Origin of the sequence: Aphanizomenon sp. UHCC 0183 (genome assembly GCF_009712065.1) — a bacterium.
In the GTDB taxonomy this organism is placed as follows: domain Bacteria; phylum Cyanobacteriota; class Cyanobacteriia; order Cyanobacteriales; family Nostocaceae; genus Dolichospermum; species Dolichospermum heterosporum.
Genome location: NZ_VILC01000022.1, coordinates 33,592 through 52,317, shown reverse-complemented (window position 1 = coordinate 52,317; position 18,726 = coordinate 33,592). Strand labels below are relative to the sequence as shown.

At 37.4% G+C, this 18,726-nt stretch carries 12 protein-coding genes; 7 read left to right on the top strand and 5 right to left on the bottom strand.

The annotated features are described in order from the left end of the window. Positions 1-520: 520 nt before the first annotated feature. From ovoA to FJR37_RS10210, 6 genes are all read left to right on the top strand, one after another. Entirely contained in the window at positions 521-1,843 is a 1,323-nt protein-coding gene (gene ovoA, locus FJR37_RS10235; protein ID WP_039202711.1) for a 5-histidylcysteine sulfoxide synthase, read from the top strand. Between the two features lie 103 nt (positions 1,844-1,946). Continuing rightward, positions 1,947-2,924 (top strand): L-histidine N(alpha)-methyltransferase, encoded by a 978-nt coding sequence (gene egtD, locus FJR37_RS10230; RefSeq protein ID WP_168465957.1) that lies wholly within the window; start codon positions 1,947-1,949, stop codon positions 2,922-2,924. Between the two features lie 468 nt (positions 2,925-3,392). Then, a complete protein-coding gene (locus tag FJR37_RS10225) occupies positions 3,393-4,508 on the top strand; it encodes a mechanosensitive ion channel family protein (RefSeq protein ID WP_027400818.1) in 1,116 nt (371 codons plus the stop codon). A gap of 72 nt (positions 4,509-4,580) precedes the next feature. Then, positions 4,581-6,164: a mechanosensitive ion channel family protein gene (locus FJR37_RS10220; RefSeq protein WP_168465956.1), complete on the top strand. Its 1,584-nt coding sequence runs from the start codon at positions 4,581-4,583 to the stop codon at positions 6,162-6,164. Between the two features lie 673 nt (positions 6,165-6,837). Beyond that, positions 6,838-7,698, top strand: a complete 861-nt coding sequence (locus FJR37_RS10215; RefSeq protein ID WP_168465955.1) for a sterol desaturase family protein — start codon at positions 6,838-6,840, stop codon at positions 7,696-7,698. A 46-nt stretch (positions 7,699-7,744) separates the two neighbouring features. Then, on the top strand, positions 7,745-8,239 hold the full coding sequence (locus FJR37_RS10210) for a DUF427 domain-containing protein (RefSeq protein ID WP_168465954.1): 495 nt from the start codon (positions 7,745-7,747) through the stop codon (positions 8,237-8,239). 536 nt (positions 8,240-8,775) lie between these two features. On the opposite strand, the gene FJR37_RS10205 is transcribed toward FJR37_RS10210, so the two are convergent. The 3 genes from FJR37_RS10205 to FJR37_RS10195 form a co-directional block, all read right to left on the bottom strand. Beyond that, the gene (locus FJR37_RS10205; protein ID WP_168465953.1) at positions 8,776-12,144 is read right to left on the bottom strand and encodes an alkaline phosphatase; all 3,369 of its coding nucleotides are present in this window, start codon (positions 12,142-12,144) and stop codon (positions 8,776-8,778) included. A gap of 382 nt (positions 12,145-12,526) precedes the next feature. Further along, entirely contained in the window at positions 12,527-14,053 is a 1,527-nt protein-coding gene (locus tag FJR37_RS10200) for a glycine betaine ABC transporter substrate-binding protein (RefSeq protein WP_168465952.1), read from the bottom strand. A 23-nt stretch (positions 14,054-14,076) separates the two neighbouring features. Then, complete coding sequence (locus FJR37_RS10195) at positions 14,077-14,844, bottom strand: ATP-binding cassette domain-containing protein (RefSeq protein ID WP_168465951.1); 768 nt, start codon at positions 14,842-14,844, stop codon at positions 14,077-14,079. 367 nt (positions 14,845-15,211) lie between these two features. On the opposite strand from FJR37_RS10195, the gene FJR37_RS10190 reads away from it, so the two are divergent. After that, entirely contained in the window at positions 15,212-17,473 is a 2,262-nt protein-coding gene (locus FJR37_RS10190) for an amylo-alpha-1,6-glucosidase (protein ID WP_168465950.1), read from the top strand. Positions 17,474-17,775: 302 nt separating this feature from the next. Here FJR37_RS10190 and FJR37_RS10185 read toward each other — a convergent pair whose 3' ends face one another. Continuing rightward, the gene (locus tag FJR37_RS10185) at positions 17,776-18,177 is read right to left on the bottom strand and encodes a PIN domain-containing protein (protein WP_168465949.1); all 402 of its coding nucleotides are present in this window, start codon (positions 18,175-18,177) and stop codon (positions 17,776-17,778) included. Between the two features lie 8 nt (positions 18,178-18,185). Continuing rightward, positions 18,186-18,482 (bottom strand): hypothetical protein, encoded by a 297-nt coding sequence (locus FJR37_RS10180; protein WP_027400824.1) that lies wholly within the window; start codon positions 18,480-18,482, stop codon positions 18,186-18,188. Positions 18,483-18,726 lie beyond the last annotated feature (244 nt).

Here is an 18,726-nt window from a genome sequence, read left to right as displayed (position 1 = left end):
AGATTTGAGTGAGATAGAATTAATTACACAATGTCATTGCGTAAGCCAGTCCCTTTGGGGCTGGGTTACTGACGATTCCAATATAGCTTTGTTGGCAACTAACGCCAAAACACTATAACAGGGGCTAATGTATGATTCTAACAAACTCGCCCAAAAAATTGGTATTCTTAGAAATTAATATACTTAGTTTAGACTAGCCTAAAAAGATTGTTTATATTTGTTTTTGTCAATATAGTAATTCAGCTATTGGTAATTTTACTGAAAACATTAAATACAGGAATCCGGCTGGTAGTGATTTTACTGGAAAATATTAAATTTTAATTAAAAACAAAAAAATGGTATCAAAATAAGATAATTAAATACATAGCATATAATTCTTGCACAAAAATTCCTGTACAATTCCTGTAAATATTTATCATTGAGATAAAAATTTTATTAATCCCAGGATTAGTCACTGGTTTGATTTAAAAAAATTAATCAATCCAGATATTACCAGAAATTAATTCACCAGGTCAATAAAATGATAGATGCTCTTATTCCCCAACTCAATGATTGTAGTTCAACAATCCTACTTAACTATTTTGAAAATTCCTGGGAAATGGAAGAAACCTTAATGAAAAGTGTAATTAAGGAAGAAACCTTCTATCTAAATCCCGATCCTTTAAGAAATAAATTAATTTTCTACCTTGGACATTCGGCTGTTTTTTATATCAATAAATTAATGCAGGTGGGATTAATCAAACATCGGATTAACTCCCAATATGAAACCCTATTTGAAATTGGCGTTGATCCAGAAACACCGACAGAATTAGAAGTAGCCATTCAAGGAGTTAATTGGCCTGATCTTCAAAAAGTTTGGGAATATCGAGACAAAGCTAGAGCAGAAATTACCGCAATTATTCATCAAACTCCTTTAAATTTACCCATTCATCAACAGCATCCTATCTGGGCTTTATTAATGGGAATAGAACATAGTCGCATTCACCTAGAAACCTCATCTATGCTACTGCGTCAATTACCTATTGAGAACTTAAACCGTCCCCAAGGATGGAATTATGCACCTACTAATCGAGAAATTCCCCATAATCAAATGCGAGAAATTCCTGGTGGTATAGTGAAATTAGGAAAACGCCAAGATGATTTAACTTTTGCTTGGGATAGTGAATATGGTGATTTAGAAGGAGAAGTCCCACCATTTTTAGCAAGTCAATATCTGATTACCAATGGAGAATTTTTAGAATTTGTCCAAGCCGGTGGGTACAATAATATCAATTATTGGCATACTGAATCTTGGGCATGGAAACAACTTTACAATATCCAACATCCCAAATTCTGGATATACCAAGAAAATAACTATCGCTATCGTGCCACATTTGATGAACTAGATTTACCTTTAGATTGGCCAGTGGAAGTCAACCATTATGAAGCAATGGCATTTTGTCAATGGAAAGGTAAAAATACTCGATTAATGACGGAAGCAGAATGGAATCAAGCATTAACAATATCTGAAGATTCTAGTTTAGTAAATAATTATAATCTCAACTTACAATTCATTTCCCCAACTCCTGTGGGAATGTTTTCAGGAAATCATCAATCTGGACTTTCTGACTTACGGGGTAATGTCTGGGAATGGTTAGGAGAAACATTTAAACCCTTACCAGGATTTCAAACTCATCATCTTTATGCAGATCAATCTGCACCCTTTTTTGATAATAAACATTTTATGATGTTGGGCGGTTCTTGGGCAACGAATGGTACAATGGCTTTACCTTGTTATCGTAACTGGTTTCGTCCTTATTTTTATCAGCACGTCGGTTTTAGAGTGGCTGAAAGTTTGGATTGAATATAAAATCGAGATCCCCGACTTCTGAATATTAATTGGTAATTTATTTACAAAAATACAAAAGAAGTCGGGAATCTTATAGCCACCTTAGAGGATTTAGAAAATGATTACACAACCTTTAACCGTTTTAGATCATCATTATCAAGAGTTAAGTATTGATGGTAAAGATGTCATTAGGGGATTAACTGAAAAACCCAAAAGTTTACCACCTAAATATTTTTACGATGATCCTGGTTCTCAATTATTTGAACAAATTTGTGAGTTACCAGAATATTATCCGACTCGCACAGAAGCCTGGATTTTACAGCAGTACGCTGATGAAATTGCCGAAATTACAAATTGTTGTGAGTTAATAGAATTAGGTAGTGGCAGTTCTACTAAAACTCAAGCTTTATTAACTGCTTATCAGAAAATTTCTGGTAGTTGTAGATATCTGCCTATTGATGTCAGCGGGGGGATTCTCAAAACTAGTGTTTTACAGTTACAAGAAAAGTATCCTGATATTGCTATTCATGGATTATTGGGAACTTATGAACAAGCTTTAGTTCATCTAGAATCGAATTATTTACAATCGCGGATGTTGTTTTTTCTGGGAAGTTCTTTAGGCAATTTTAACCCGGAAGAATGTGATATTTTCTTAAATCAAGTTTCTCAAACTTTACAACCAGGAGATTACTTTCTACTGGGTATTGATTTACAAAAACCTACAGATATTCTAGAAGCAGCTTATAACGACAGTCAAGAAGTAACTGCTGCTTTTAATTTGAATATGCTTTCTCATTTGAATTGGCGGTTTCAAGGTAACTTTGATATCAGTTTGTTTAGACATCAAGCAGTTTATAATCAAGCTGATCATCAAATTGAGATGTATTTACATTGCCAAAAAAGTCATTGGGTTAACTTGGAAATTTTGGATTTAAAGGTGCATTTTCTAGAGGGAGAAAGTATATTAACAGAGATTTCTCGCAAGTTTGATTTAAGAACAATAGAAACACAATTACAAAGTAAAGGATTAAATACTGTCAAAACTTGGACAGATGAAAAAGGATGGTTTGGTTTGATTCTTTGTCAAGTTGAATAAGTTTTGTGTCAGCATTCAGGATTCAATAGTTAAGAGGGTGTTTGAAAAGTTATGGTTGATGTATCAAATATTTTTTACCCCACCCTAACCCTCCCCGATGCTTTGGGGAGGGAACTGGATTTTTATTTTATTGTTTCCTCCCTTTATAAGGCTATCATGTACACACAAGTTAAATTACCCCCCTTAATCCCCACAATGCTTTGGGGAGAAACCGAAAAATCTAGTCCCCTCCCCTTTACAAGGGGAGGGTTAGGGTGGGGTAATTTGAGAAATAATAGTGATTCACTTGTGTGTACACCGTAGCTTTATAAGGGGAAAGGGGGGTAACAATGTGATGAAAATTACGGGATACGACTTTTCAAACATCCTCTAAAATTTTTGAAAAATTCTGAATGCTGATATCATGATAATGATGTCATTATCAAATGATATAAAATTAACCGACTCAAATATCTATCAGGGTAAATCATGGAAATTATCTGGAACACGCTCAAAAATATCAATTATTCCAATATTCCCATTGCTAAAATTGCTGCTGTTCTCATCATTCTAACGTTGACACAGACATTACGAAGATTTTTTCTGGCAGTTATAATTAAAACCATTGAAAGCTTCACTAAAAAAACAGAGACTACCCTTGATGATGAATTAATTGCTATTATCAAACCTGCGATAAATTGGCTAATTCTTATTGGTGGATTTTGGCTGAGTAAGGAGATTATTGCCGATAACTTAGGCTCTCAATTAAGCGAGACAATTAGTAGATTTTTAAACTTAATAGTTCTCTTTATAGTTGCCTATGTTGTTTATCGTAGTTCTTCAATTTTAGGACAAGTAATTGCTAACATAGTGCTGCATACGGAAACTGAACTTGATGAATTACTCAGACCTTTGATGCCGAAAATCTTTCAATCGGCAGCAATTATTGTCTTAACAATTAAAATCAGCGAGATATTTTTAGGACAATCAGCAGCAGCACTTGTGGGTTTAATTGGTGGTGCTGGTATCACATTAGGGTTACTCTTCAAAGACATTGTTTATGACTGGTTTTGTACAATTATTATCTACTCCGATAATCTTTATCGAGAAGGTGATTGGGTGGGAATAGCAGGAATAGATGGTTTTGTGCAGATTCTCAATATTGGATTTAGAACTACAACACTGCATCTAGCTAAGTGGGGTTCTATCATGAAAATGCCCAATTCTAAAATGATTTCTGGAATTGTGGAAAATTGGTCACAAAATCCAGGGGAAGAATTAAAGTGGGGACTGAATTTAATTCTTAAAATTGATGGTATTTCCTCACAACAAACCGCGAGAATTTGTGATGCTATTCAACAAATGCCAAAATCTATTCCTGGTTGTTCTCCCTCCTGTACAGTGCGCTTCAAAAAAATTGAACAGAATGCTCGTGTGATTGAAATAATGGCATTTGTGAATGATGATAATCTTTACTTTGATGCTGAGAAAAACTTAAATTTAGCCATCTTAGAACTTTTAGAACAAGAGGGTATTGATTCTCTGTATGTAGAGTTGAGAACAGAACCAGAAAAATATAAACCGATGCAAAACAGCAACAATTAAAAAAGTTCAGAATAGATATACCCGAATTATTTGATGATTTGGGTATCATGAAAATGGGGAAATTACCTAACTATGAACCTGTTAATCATTTTAGCTGAAGTCGGCATTATCATACTTATTTTTCTCTTATTAAGATCGCTTGCAGGTAAGTTATTCAAGCTATTGATGAGATTATCAATATTGAAAGGTGACGATATAAAAATCAAAATCCTGCGCCGCAATATCACTGGTTTGTTGTTAGTTAGTTGCATATTATTGTGTATTTTGATTGTCGGTGCTAATGGTTTTCTGATCTATCGGGGTGAAAACCTTCAACAATATATAATAAACCTGATTCGCAAGATTCCATCAGGATTTTGGATGGGATTAGGAATTGGTATTGCTGAAAGTGGTGGTGTTGTAATTGCAGCAATATTCGCTCTAAAAGCAATCAAATATTGGTTGAAAATAGCTAGTAATCGCGCTAAGAAATTAGATCAAAACACCGCAGACGATGAAAGTATTGATGCTTTTTTCACCGCACTCAATCAAAGAATCAAAGGGGGAATTTGGTTATGGGTTATGATTGCTTGTACCCAATTTCTCAAATTACCCGCAGTAGCTTCTGAATATCTATATATCGCACTACGAATCTATCTGATCATTGGTGTGGGATTACTCATTCTCAAAGCAGTTGCGGCAATTGTTGATATTCTAGATGTTCTGAGTGTCAGATACTCCAGTCCTGATAATCTGTTGAGATTTTATGATGGTCTCCAACACCTGATTCCCTTTTTGAAACGGTGTTTGGAATTTGTGATTTACGTCTGCACTGTCACATTGGTAGTTCAGCAGGTGCAGTTAATAGACAAACTGGCCACTTTTGGTTTGAAAATCATCAAAATCATCGCTATTATTTTCATAAGTCGTGTGATATTTGAGGTGATTTACTTACTGCTAGAAGAGGTGCTGTTCAAAGACCAGGATTTGACTGACATCCAAAAAAGCAGACGTTTAACTATGATTCCTTTGTTTCGTAGTTTGTTGCAATATTTAATTTACTTCAGTGTTGCGGTTTCCATTCTCTATATTCTCGATATTAATCCTACTCCTATTCTGGCAGGTGCTGGGATTGTTGGTATTGCTGTGGGGTTAGGCGCACAAACACTAATTAATGATATAGTTTGTGGCTTTTTTATTCTTTTTGAAAACTACTATTTGGTAGGTGACTATATTGAGGCTGGGAAAGCTGAAGAGAAAACAGTAGAAGGTACTGTTGAAGCTATTGAACTGAGAACTACCCGTATTAGACATCCTAATGGTCAATTACAGATTATTCGTAATGGAGATATTGGCTCAATTACCAATTACTCCAAACAGTACATATTTGCAGTAGTGGAAGTTTATGTACCTTACGATTCTAATTTAACTCATATATATCAAGTGATTGAAGAAATAGGACAACAGTTAAAAACAAATGATCCTGATGTCCTTGAACCCACTCTAGTAGATGGTGTAGAAAGTATGGGTGAATCTAATTTGTTGCTGCGAACATTGACAAAGGTAAAGCCGGGAAAACATATTCAGATCCAGCGAATTTTGCGGAAGATATTTATGGATACTTTATTGATGGAAGGTATTCTACTTCCTGCTGGTAATGAAAATAGGGAAAATTAATTTGGTATACTCTTTTTCTCTCAAGTTCTCATCTCTAAAAATTTGGTTAAATTAGGTCGGTAGTCAATACTGCTCGGTTAAGCCTGAAAATTCATCATATGGTAGGCTGAAGGGTTAAAATAGAAGCTGAAACCCAATGACCTCGTTCGATGTCTTGAGAAATCTCAAATCCATTGTTTCGAGTATAATCCTTTATTTATAGGTGTTTCAGGGGTTTTCTGCACCACCAAGTATGGTAGGTTGGGTTGTGAAACGTAACCGTTCGCGGAGCAATCGGAACGCAACCCAACAAAATCCTTGATAATGTTGGGTTGAGCGATAGCGAAACCCAACCTACATTTCCTTAACCGACAAGTATTGGGTCGGTAGTTAAGTTTTGTTTTTGAAATTTTTCTTAAATTCACCAAAAATGATATTGTCTAAGAGGTTGTTTGAAAAGTATCAGATGAAACCCATAATCTCCAAAAACCTAACCCCCCTGCCCCCCTTCCCTACCAGGGAATGGGGTTTTCAAAGCCTCTCCCCGCGTCGGGGAGAGGTTTGGAGAGGGGTCAATTTATACATTCAAAACTTTTCAAACACCCTCTAAAACAACGTGATCAAGATACTTCTTTACATCTTGAATTATCTTATCTCTAAACATTGACTGAGATGATTTTTATGGGTTACAAAAATGAAAAAGTTCTTTAATTGCTGTTTCGAGTTAGAATTTTATCTCAAAATTGCCATTAGTTGTACAATTACTCAACAGTTATTTTTTTTGCTGTTAAATAAGCTCAAACTAAATTTTATCACCGAAGTATTATTATACTGGTTGGTTGGAACTATCTCATTTTATGCTACTGGTATTTTTATTGAAAAATTAATCAAAAGTGATGATAGTTTAACTAGAAAACTAACAGCAAGAGTTAAGAAAGTAAAAAAACAATCATTTCCTAATTTTACTTTAAAAGGCATCATTATAGGAGAAATAAAAGCTCTAATTACCGCATTAATTATTATATATTTAGCTCCTGAAGTTCATAGAGGTAATGGTTTAATTCTCAATATGGGCTGGTTTTTTATGAGAATAGTTGCTGCTGATTTCTGCTTTTATGTAGCCCATAGATTATTGCATACAAAACTATTTCTTAAAATTCATCTTAAACATCATGAATTTCAAGATACATCAAGTTTTGTGGCCGGACATAAAAGCCTTATGGAATATATTATTGTTACCATGACAGATGTTTTACCTGTCTTTATCTTTGGATATGATATTACTCAACTTTGTGCATGGACTTTAATAGGTAACATTTATAATTTAGAAGGACATAGTTCTTTATCAATATTCTTTATTCCTTCCAATTTTCATGATTTTCACCATACTGGTTTTCATGGTAATTATGGTATTAATAGTTTTTGGGACAGAGTATTTAAGACACTTAATCCTATGAATAAAAAAACAGGAATTATGTTTCCTGTCAATTCTATTGAATCTAAACTTAATAGCATTTTTAGTGAATTAAATATTAAAAAATTTGTAAATAAATGATATAGTGAGGTAGCTATAATAATCCAAAATCATCCATTAAATAACCATGAAACCAAATCCTATACCTCCAAAACTCGGACAAGAATCTGTTTGGGACTATCCCCGTCCTGCTATTTTAGAAGATACCGATAAACATCTCAAAGTTATTTGTAATGGGATTGTTTTAGCAGAAACCACTAGAGGAAAAAGAGTTTTAGAAACTAGTCATCCTCCGGGTTATTATATTCCTGCTGAAGATATTAAGTTAGAACATTTAATAGAGACACCTAGAAAAACTTGGTGTGAATGGAAAGGTTGGTGTCAATATTATGATGTTTCCGTAGGAGATAAATACATAAATAATGCTGCTTGGCGATATATTCAGCCCAGTCCTAATTTTATCTCAATTCAAGAATATTACAGTTTTTATGTCAGTTTAATGGATGCTTGCTATGTGAATGATGAATTAGTTAAAGCGCAAACAGGTGATTTTTACGGAGGGTGGATTACTTCTGATATTGTTGGACCATTTAAAGGTGAACCAGGAACTATGTGGTGGTAAATAAGGAAAATTTCAGTTGTCAAAATTGATAGTTTGACAACTCATGAACATCATGGAGAAATTATCTACGGTTAATTCTTTCTTCGGTATAAGTAATTGGACAAAAATATTTACAGTCATTGCGAGCGAAGGGAAGCAATCACAACCCTGGCGATTGCTTCATTTCACTTCGTTCCATATGGCTAAAGCCACGCAACGCTTACGCAATGACATTGTGTAATTAATTCTGTCTCACTACTTACCTCACTTGGACGAGAATCACTATATTAAGTAATTGGAAAAAATATTTACAGTCATTGCGAGCGAAGGGAAGCAATCACAACCCTTGGAATTGCTTCATTTCACTTCGTTCCATATGGCTAACGCCAGGCAACGCTTACGCAATGACATTGTGTAATTAATTCTGTCTCACTACTTAGTATTAGCAAGCGATCGCACTATAGACTCTGAGTGAAAAAAGAACCAGAGAGAAGAAAATATAGAAATTCTGATCTTCTTCCCTGGTTAATGATCAATTCAATTCCAATACTTGTCGGTTATTGAAAAACAAAGTTGGTATTGATATCCAAACCGGTAACGCCATTAACAATAGCAACAGTTTGACCAAGTAACCCGATTTCCGTATTCCCATTGAGAACATTGAGAGTCAAACTGCTAGAGGAAATACCAAGAACACCGATGACATCAGTGCCTTTTTGGAAGTCAAGCACAGTATTAGCAGCTTTGGGTAGTTCAGCATTGACAATCCAGAATTGGTCAGCGCCAGCACCACCGGAAATTAAGTTACCACCACCAAGACTAACTCTGAAGATATCATTGCCATCACCGCCGAGGGCGCGACCATTAGAACCAAGGTAGAAGGTGTCATCACCCACACCACCTGAGAGGCGATAGCCGCTTACATCACTCGCATAAAGGTGATCATTGCCAGAGCTACCAAACACAACGTCATTATTGCCAGCGAAAATTGTGTCATTACCGCTACCAGAGTCTATGCGGTTACGTCCTGCAATGGGAGAAGATACTGTTTGTGCTTCAATTTCATCATTACCAGCACCAGTGAACACAGTATCATTAATCCCATCAAAGGTAGTATTAGCTGCACCAGCAATTAATATATCAACACCAGTTGTTCCTGATACTACCTGAGTTGCTTGTTGAGATGCCGCAAATTCGGGAGTCACACCAAACATAGTTTGGTACATGACATTGTAAATCTCGGTGTTGTCCAAGGTGCTGGATAGTTTATCTGCATTCATCCCATGGGCTTTAGCAACAATGCTACCAGGGAAATCGGGAGTACCGACCCAAACTACACCGAAGTTACCCATTGGTCCATCAATGCTGCTTTTAGCTGCGAAGGGTTTCCAAGGATCTGCAACTGTGCCTGTACTACCATTAACACCATCTAAAACTGCCTGATTTGTATTAGTTGTAGTGGGGTTAACACGAATAAATGGCGCACTAGGCTCAGTATCCGCTAGTGTAGGGCTAGAGGTAGAGTTACCAGCGGGACGGGTGTAAGGCTCGAATTGGAAAACTTGCAATCCGCCAGCATCGCTATCTGCGGCTGTAATCACCAAAGTATTGGGATCTTTGGTGTTGATGTAGTTCATGGCTACACCGATCGCTGCATCAGCCCGGCGAACAGCTTCAATAGTGCCAACTGCATTGTTGTTATTAGCAAAGTTGTCACTACCTTCCTCTTCCACTACCACAAAGAAACCATCGGGGTCTTGACTGAGGATTTTTAAGGACGCATCTAGCATCTCTGCCACTGTCGGCGCAGTAGCTACATATAGGGGCAGAGGATTAGCACTATTGAGTCCTAGTGCTTCTTCGGTGCGATCGTCAAAGGTGTGGTTAGCAGCAAAAACTCCTAGCAACTTCGTGGCAGCAGTAGCACTAGCTACAGCGGTATTCATTTGAGCTTCCGTGTAAACTACGGTATAACCCAAAGATTTTGCTAAATCAATCAGGTTAGTAGTAGGACGATCTTCGGAGTCACCAAAAGCCGCATCAATTTGGGCGGTAACGTGAAAACCAGTAGTACCTTTAGGTAGGAGGTAAACTTCACCGCCGGCCATGATGATTTGAGTGCCAGAACGAATTACCTGTTCGGCAATTTCGGCGGTTTTATCACGGGCGCGGATGGTGTTGCCAACGCGGTTAGTGGTGGCAGCAGCAAAAGCGGCTGTTCCCGGTTCACCAATATGACCTGATTGAATAAGGGCGGTTGCTTTACGAGCAGCGATCGCTTCTTCTAAAATTGTGTAGCCAACTTTACCAGAAGCAGGAGTAATAATAGATTGGTCTTCATTCAAGCCAAAGGACTCGTTAAATACCTTCACACCGTTAGCATGGGTGACAGCCCCGGCATTGGAAGTACCAGTTAACTGGTTTGCCATGTGTCCTAGATAGACACCTGCATTGGACATCTTGTCCCAGTTGAGCCTACCATCAGGACCAAGATCAACATTGCGGGTTGCCATGTAGTGAGAAGGACTTGTACCATCTGGATGGATAAAAATCACATTCCCAGTTGACTTGGTAGCTTTGGGGGCTGGTGTGGGGTCAGGATTCCGAGATACCAATTCCTTATTGAATAGGGTCTCGTACATCAACTCATAAATCTTGGTGTTATCCAAGGTTGCAGGTAATTTATCTGCATTGAGACCATGAGCTTTAGAAACAATTGAACCGCTAAAGTCGGGTGTACCTGCCCAGGCAATACCAAACCCGAACCGATCACCACTAGCATCTGGAGCAGCGACAAAAGGTAAAGTATTAGCTCCCGTTTGACCGTCTAGGGGTACGTTACGGGCGGATGTAGTGGGATTGTTATTAATGTTGCCTAGATTTGTTCCAGGAGTGCGAGGATCGACTACTTGCATACCACCAGCATCGCTATCAGCAGCAGTAACCATCAAGGTGTTAGGATGCTTCTTGATAAATTCCATTGCTACACCAATGGCTGCATCTGTGCGGCGCAATCCTTCTAAAGTTCCGGCCGCGTTGTTGTTATTCCCGAAGTTGTCTGTACCTTCCTCTTCCACAATGGCAATAGAACCATTCTTGAAGTTGGGGTGTTTTTCCATCAACTTCTGGGTTACATCCAACATCTCGGCAATGGTGGGTGCTGTAGCCAGATATAGTGGTAAATTGTTCGCTGCTAAAACTTCTTCAGGGCGATCGTTAAAAGTATGGATAGGTGCAAATACACCTAACACTTTATTTGGCGGTACAGGCAGAGCCAGTAAAGCATTAAATTGTTCTTCAGTGTAAACAACTGTATAGCCTTTAGTTTTTGCTAATTCAATTAGGTTTTCTGTGGGGCGTACAATAGAACTGGTACTCAGTGCATCGAGTTCAGCCGCAGTACCGTGAAAACCATTTGTACCAACAGGTAGAAGGTTTAGTTCACCACCACCCATAATAAAGTCAACACCAGAGTTAATTACCTGTTTGGCAATTTCCGCAGATTGGGCGCGAGGTACGGTGATACTTCCATCACCGTTAGTAATTTGCTGTGTCTTAGCAACAAAGGCGGCTGTACCAGGTTCAAAAATAGCACCAGATTGAACTAGGGCGGTAACTTTACCTGCGTCTCTGGCTTCTTCAACAATAGTTTTGTTTGTCCCAGACATGGAGGTGATGGGGAGGTTGCCTAATTCAAAACCAAAGGACTCCGCATATACCTTAGCACCTGTAGCATGAGTCACAGCACCAGCGTTAGATGTTCCCCCTAACTGGTCTTCCATGTGACCCAGATACACACCAGCGTTAGACATTTTGTCCCAATTCAAGCGTCCATCAGGACCCTTATCTACAAATCTTGCAAATGCAAAGTGAGATGGGCTAGTACCATCTGGGTGCATGAAAATGACATGATTACCTGTTGTCATAAAACCTCTCAATTGGTTAGTTCAGTTTTTGCAAGTAATATTCAAATAATCATGCTTGTGTTAAGAAAAGTTACTGCAACAGGTTAACTTAAATTTATTTAGGGATTGCTAAAAAAAATGTAATTTATTATGCTACATAATGAATTGCAGAATATGGGATTAGAGGTTGTTTGAAAAGTATTAGATGAAACTAGTAATTTCCAAAAACCTAACCCCCCAGCCCCCCTTCCCTGCCAGGGAATGGGGGTTTTAAAGCCTCTCCCCGCGTCGGGGAGAGGTTTGGAGAGGGGTTTATTTATACATTAAAAACTTTTAAAACATCCTCTTAAACAAAGCAAAAAATTTATGGAAATTGCTGATAAAACTTTATAAGTTTTAAAAATCATAATTGTTGAGATTTTAACCACTCACTGACAACTTTTTCCACTGGTTGAGATTGGTTATCTACTTGATAATTCATCTTTTGGATTGCCGTTGTCGAAACTTTACCTCCTAATTGATTAATGGTATTTGTTAACTCTGGATATTCTTGGAGAATTTCTTGATTAAAAATAGGTATAGCTTGATATGGTGGAAAGTATTTTTTATCATCTTCCAAAATCACTAAGTTTAATACTGGAATTAAACCATCTGTAGAATTTGCAGCAATAAAATCTACTTGTTTTTCTTTTAATGCTTGATACATTAATCCTAATTCCATTTGTTTGATATTGGCAAATTTTAAGTTGTAGGTTTTAGATAATCCTGGATAACCATCTGCTCTTTCTAAAAATTCATACCCAAATCCTGCTTTCATTTGCAGACTATATTTACCAATTTCCGAAAGGCTTTTAATTTGCCATTTTTCGGCATCTTCTCCTCGGATAATCATGGCAAAGGTATTCTCAAATCCTAAAGGCTTCATCACTGCTAATTTCAATTTTTGATCATAGTATGCTTTGACTTTTTTATAAACAATTTCAGGATCACTAATTGGTTTTTCTTTTAAAATAGTCGTAAATGAAGTTCCTGTATATTCCACATACCCGGCAATTTTTCCGGCTTTTACTGCTTCATGAGCAATAAATGTTCCTCCTAAATTAAAACGACGATCTACTTTTAATTTCGTATGATTTTCTATGTGTTGTGCTAATAATTCCCCTAAAATAACTTGTTCTGTGAAATTCTTTGAGCCGATGATAATTGTTGCGGGTTTTTGTTGATAGTTAAAGGCAATTAATCCAGCTATGATTAAAGAAAAAATCCCTAAAACAATGGCAATTTGACGATTAAATTTACCCTTTTTTTCAATTTGGTTGGTGAGTCTTTTTTCTAATAATCCTAATCCGAAATCTGCACTCAAAGCAATCAAAGCTGCGGGGACTGCTCCGGCTAAAATTAATTCATTATTAACTGTGGAAATACCGCGAAAAATAAATACTCCTAAACCACCACCACCAATAGCAGCAGCAATTGTGGCAATTCCTACGGATATAACTGTGGCTACTCTTACCCCTGCTAAAATGACTGGTAAAGCCAGGGGAATTTCTACTTGGAATAGTAATTGTTGATCTGTCATTCCCATGCCTATCCCGGCTTCTTTAATGGCGGGACTGATGCTATTAATGCCAATATAAGTATTGCGAATTATGGGAAGTAAGGCATAAAGAGTTAAGGCAACTATGGCGGGAATTTTGCCAATTCCTCCCAGAAAAGGTACGGAAATTAAAAAGCCGAATATGGCTAAACTAGGGATGGTTTGAATGGCATTTGCTAAACCAAGAATGGGGGAAGCTAATTTTGATTGACGAGTGATCAGAATGCCCACAGGAAGACCAATGGAAATGGCGATCGCTAGGGATATAATGACTAATATTAAATGTTCTCCACTATGGAAAATTATTTCTGTACCGTATTGAAAGAAAAACATAGTTTTTGGATTTTTAGCTAATTTTAATTAAGTTGCTCCCAATTATTACCAACATTTAAACAAGCTAGAAATGCTTTTGCTTCTGGATGTTGAGATTGGAGAAATTCTCTTCTAGTTCCTAATACAACTAAATTCCCTTCATCCATTAAACCAATTCTTGTAGCTAAAAAGAAGGCCTCTTGAATATCATGGGTGACGAATATCACGGTTTTTCCTAATTGTTGTTGTAAATATTGAAATTGTTGTTGTAATTCTAACCGGGTAATTGGGTCAAGTGCGCCAAAAGGTTCATCCATTAATAGGATAGGTGGATCTGCGGCTAAAGCTCTAGCAACTCCCACTCGCTGACGTTGACCTCCTGATAATTGATGGGGATAACGTTGAGCAAATTTTTCTGGTTCTAATCCCACTAAGTTTAACATTTCATAGACTCTATTGTGAATTTTCTGTGATGACCATTTTTCTAAAGATGGTACAAGTCCGACATTTTCAGCGATGGTAAAATGGGGAAATAAACCTGTTTCTTGGATGACGTAACCTATCCGTCTTCTCAGTTTAATGGCATCCCAGTTAGTTGTGGGACGATTTTGGACTAAAACTTGTCCTTGGGTGGGGACAAGTAAATGATTAATTAATTTTAAAGTCGTAGTTTTGCCACTCCCACTGCGTCCTAATAAAATTAAGGCTTCCCCTTGATGAATGCTCAAATTTAAGTTAGATAACAAAGGACGGTGATTAATGGCAAAACTGGTATTTTGAAACTCAACGGCAATTTCTGATGTTGTTGACATAATGGTTTCGTTAAACAAAATTAAGGTGGTCAGATCCCCGTCAGATCCCCGACTTCTCCAAGAAGTCGGGGATCTTATTTATGCTTATTTATTCAATATCAGTATAAAAAAAACAAGGGTGGCAAGTATTTTTTATTCACCGCTTTCTACTTTTATGAGATTTTATGCCTGAGTAAGTATTCTCTACCCCTAGCACCTCTCAATGTTGAGGAAGGAATAAACTATTGGAAAACAGCCAGTTTTCAGGCTTGACTTCTAATTAATAAGGTATACATTTATAGAAATTCATTGTCTTGGATTTAATTACTTTTCTCTTTTAACAGTATTGATTTGAGCAAATTTACACCTGTATAGGTAACTTTGGCTAATGACACCGGATACATTGATGACCCCAGAAACAATTGTCCTCGACAGCAGAACTTTTACTCCCGCAGACCAGAAAGAGATTTCCGAATGGCCTTGTGTTGTCAGTCAAAGACCACAGCCAACCATTACAGTTAAAGATGATGATTTATTCCTGGTGACAGATACGATGGGGAATATTTCCGATTGTTACCTTTATGGTAGCACTCCTAGTATGGGGATGTTTTGCCGTGATACAAGGTTTTTGAGTCGTTTGGAGTTACAGATTGAGGGGCGATCGCCTATATTATTGAGTAGCAACGCTGATAAGGGATTTGCTCTCTCGGTTTTATGCACCAATCCTGATTTAGAAAATCTTTTTAAGGCTGATACTGTGGGTATTCGTCGGGAACTGGTTCTGAATGGGGCATTATTTGAAGAAATAGAAGTTGCTAATTACAACACTACCAGCATTGTTTTTGAATTGAGTCTGAGTTTTGAAGCTGATTTTGTGGATTTATTTGAAGTTAGAGGTCATCACCGCCAAAAACGGGGAAGACTTTTACACTTAAACAACCCAACATCTGATCATGTTGCACCTGTGTCTTCTCAATCATACAAAGAAGAATCCCTTACCCTAGCATATCAGGGCTTAGATGGTTCGATCATGGAGTCTCTAATTCAATTTCAGCATTTGCAACCAAATCGGTTTCACGGTTATACGGCAGTTTGGCGGATAGAATTGGCGGCTCATGAAACTAAGAAGTTAGGTTATCGGCTGAAGATGTTCACTGATAACAAACCTAGTTCTACTATCAGTTCTGCCTCTACTTTGGCACAGGCAAAAGCTGCTGAATTAATGGAGGAGCAAAATTGGTTGCAGCAAATTACCCGGATTAGCTCCGATAAAAGTCTTTTCAATCGCGTCATATCGCGGGCTGAACAAGATATATATTTGTTGCTTCAGTCCTTTGGCAAACATAAAACTGTTTCTGCTGGAGTCCCTTGGTTTTCTACTCTATTTGGTCGAGATTCTATCATTACTGCGTCCCAAACCTTGATGTTGAATCCCAAAATTGCCAAAGAAACCTTGCTACTATTGGCAGAATATCAAGGTCAAACGGATAATATTTGGCGGGAAGAAGAACCGGGTAAGATTTTACATGAACTGCGGTTGGGAGAAATGGCGAGATGTCAAGAAATTCCCCATACACCCTACTACGGGACTGTGGATGCTACGCCGCTGTGGTTAATGTTGTATGCTGAATATTACAGTTGGACTCATGATCAAGAAACCTTAGAAGCACTGTGGCCAAATGCTTTAGCGGCTATGGGTTGGATTGATCGTCAAATCCAGGAAACTGGTTATCTTAGCTATGCTCGCAAATCTAAAGGTGGTTTAATTAACCAAGGTTGGAAAGATTCGGGTGATTGTATTGTCAACCGCAAAGGGGAATTAGCCATTGGTCCAATTTCTCTGTGTGAGGTGCAAGCTTATGTCTATTCAGCGAAAAACCGCCTTGCAGAAATTGCCAAAATCCAACAACGTCCAGATTTAGAAGAACTTTGGCAAAAAGAAGCTAGACAACTCAGGGCTAAGTTTAACCAGGATTTTTGGTTAGAAGATGAAGATTTTTGTGCTTTGGCTTTAGATGGAGAAGGTAAACCAGTAGATAGTATTAGTTCTAATCCTGGTCATTGTTTAAATTTGGGGATATTTACGTCTGCAAAAGCCTATAGTGTGGCGGAAAGACTGCGGGCTGCGGATATGTTTAATGGTTGGGGAATTAGAACTTTAAGTAGTTTGTCCCCTGCTTATAATCCAATGGGTTATCATACTGGTTCAGTTTGGCCTCATGATAATTCTATGATTGCAATGGGATTGCGATCGCTCGGTTTAATTGATCAATCTCTGGAACTATTTCAAGGGTTATTCAACATGACCTCCCAGCAACCCTATCAACGCCCCCCAGAACTATTTTGCGGTTATGAAATGAACGGTGATAATTCTCCCGTCCATTATCCCGTTGCTTGTACTCCCCAAGCCTGGGCTACAGGTAGCATTTTTCAACTATTGCAAATGATGGTGAATTTAGTCCCAGACGCGCAGAATAATTGTTTGCGAATCATTGACCCCGCCTTACCAGAATCAATTAACAATTTATCTTTTCATAACTTGCGTATTGGTGGCACAATTTTAGATTTAGAATTTGAACGAGTTGGTAGCACTACCGCTTGTCGAGTTGCGAAAAAACGCGGTAACTTGCGCGTCGTCATTGAAGCTTAAATTAGAGGATGTTTATCTGATTCCCAGTCTCCGACTGGGAATGAATTCCAGAAGGCTCTGCCTTCAATGATATTAGAGGCAGAGCCTCATCAACTGCATTCCTAGTCAGAGACTAGGAACGAGGTGTGGTAGGGATTCATCTGATTCCCAGTCTCTGACTGGGAATGAATTCCAGAAGGCTCTGCCTTCAATGATATCAACTGCATTCCTAGTCAGAGACTAGGAACTAGGTGTGGTAGGGATTTTAGCTTAAGTTGACACCATTAGGGGGTGGGGTTCTTGCACCCCATTAATAACTTTTCTCACTGCAACCAATTCTCTAAGCTCAAACCCTCAACTCTTGTTAAATCACTATCATTAGAAAGAACCGTTAAACCTTTAATCATTGCAGTTGCAGCAATTAAAACATCTTCAGTTTGAATCGGTAAACCCTTTAATCTTAAACTAGCATGAATTTCCGCAGCTTTTTCTAAAATTGCCAAATCATCTAAGAAAATAATAGGATACTTTTGGCAAAGTTGATTAAATCTTTCTCTTTTTTTGGGAGCATCAACCGCTAAAAATCCTCTCCTAATTTCAAAATAGGTAATGCAACTAATATAAATATCAACCTCCTCAAATTTCATTACTTCTAGCTTTTGCTTGATATAAAAATCGTTTTTAATAGCCAAAGAAACAATGTTAGTATCTAATAAAAAACTCATGAAATTGCCTATTTTCGTTTGATTGCTTCATCAAAAATTGCCATTTGTTCAGGTGTGAAATCTTCTCCAATTTTGGATAATACTTCTGTTGCCATGACAAAACTACAATTTTCTTTTAACTTTTCATCAGACATATTATTAAATCTTTCAAATGTTAAATTATCTTGAACAATTTTGACCAAATGTTTGACTATTTCTGAATAATCAAGATCCTCCTTAAATGAAGGATCTTCTGCCATTAAAATAGATACCACTGGCTCAATTCTTTTAATTATTGATTCTTGTTTAATATCTGTTGATAGCATAATTATTACCTCTAATCTCCACTATTTTAGTATTATATCATATAATTGTCTGGATCAGGATGTACAGGATGATGAAATAAAAGCAATTTCGGGATCATCTCATTTTCACCTATAGTCAACTGACTATTAACATCTTGTAAATCCTGATTCTGACAAATTAATTACCTTCTTGAATGTGAAAAGAATCAATCATTTTTTCCACCACAGGCCAGAATTTCTCATTTTCACCCATAGGTGCTTTTGA

Excerpts from the sequence above, each read along its gene's own strand:
- ovoA (WP_039202711.1), top strand. The coding sequence starts at position 521 with ATGATAGATGCTCTTATTCCCCAACTCAATGATTGTAGTTCAACAATC.
- egtD (WP_168465957.1), top strand. The coding sequence starts at position 1,947 with ATGATTACACAACCTTTAACCGTTTTAGATCATCATTATCAAGAGTTA.
- FJR37_RS10225 (WP_027400818.1), top strand. The coding sequence starts at position 3,393 with ATGGAAATTATCTGGAACACGCTCAAAAATATCAATTATTCCAATATT.
- FJR37_RS10220 (WP_168465956.1), top strand. The coding sequence starts at position 4,581 with ATGAACCTGTTAATCATTTTAGCTGAAGTCGGCATTATCATACTTATT.
- FJR37_RS10215 (WP_168465955.1), top strand. The coding sequence starts at position 6,838 with ATGAAAAAGTTCTTTAATTGCTGTTTCGAGTTAGAATTTTATCTCAAA.
- FJR37_RS10210 (WP_168465954.1), top strand. The coding sequence starts at position 7,745 with ATGAAACCAAATCCTATACCTCCAAAACTCGGACAAGAATCTGTTTGG.
- FJR37_RS10205 (WP_168465953.1), bottom strand. The coding sequence starts at position 12,144 with ATGACAACAGGTAATCATGTCATTTTCATGCACCCAGATGGTACTAGC.
- FJR37_RS10200 (WP_168465952.1), bottom strand. The coding sequence starts at position 14,053 with ATGTTTTTCTTTCAATACGGTACAGAAATAATTTTCCATAGTGGAGAA.
- FJR37_RS10195 (WP_168465951.1), bottom strand. The coding sequence starts at position 14,844 with ATGTCAACAACATCAGAAATTGCCGTTGAGTTTCAAAATACCAGTTTT.
- FJR37_RS10190 (WP_168465950.1), top strand. The coding sequence starts at position 15,212 with ATGACACCGGATACATTGATGACCCCAGAAACAATTGTCCTCGACAGC.
- FJR37_RS10185 (WP_168465949.1), bottom strand. The coding sequence starts at position 18,177 with ATGAGTTTTTTATTAGATACTAACATTGTTTCTTTGGCTATTAAAAAC.
- FJR37_RS10180 (WP_027400824.1), bottom strand. The coding sequence starts at position 18,482 with ATGCTATCAACAGATATTAAACAAGAATCAATAATTAAAAGAATTGAG.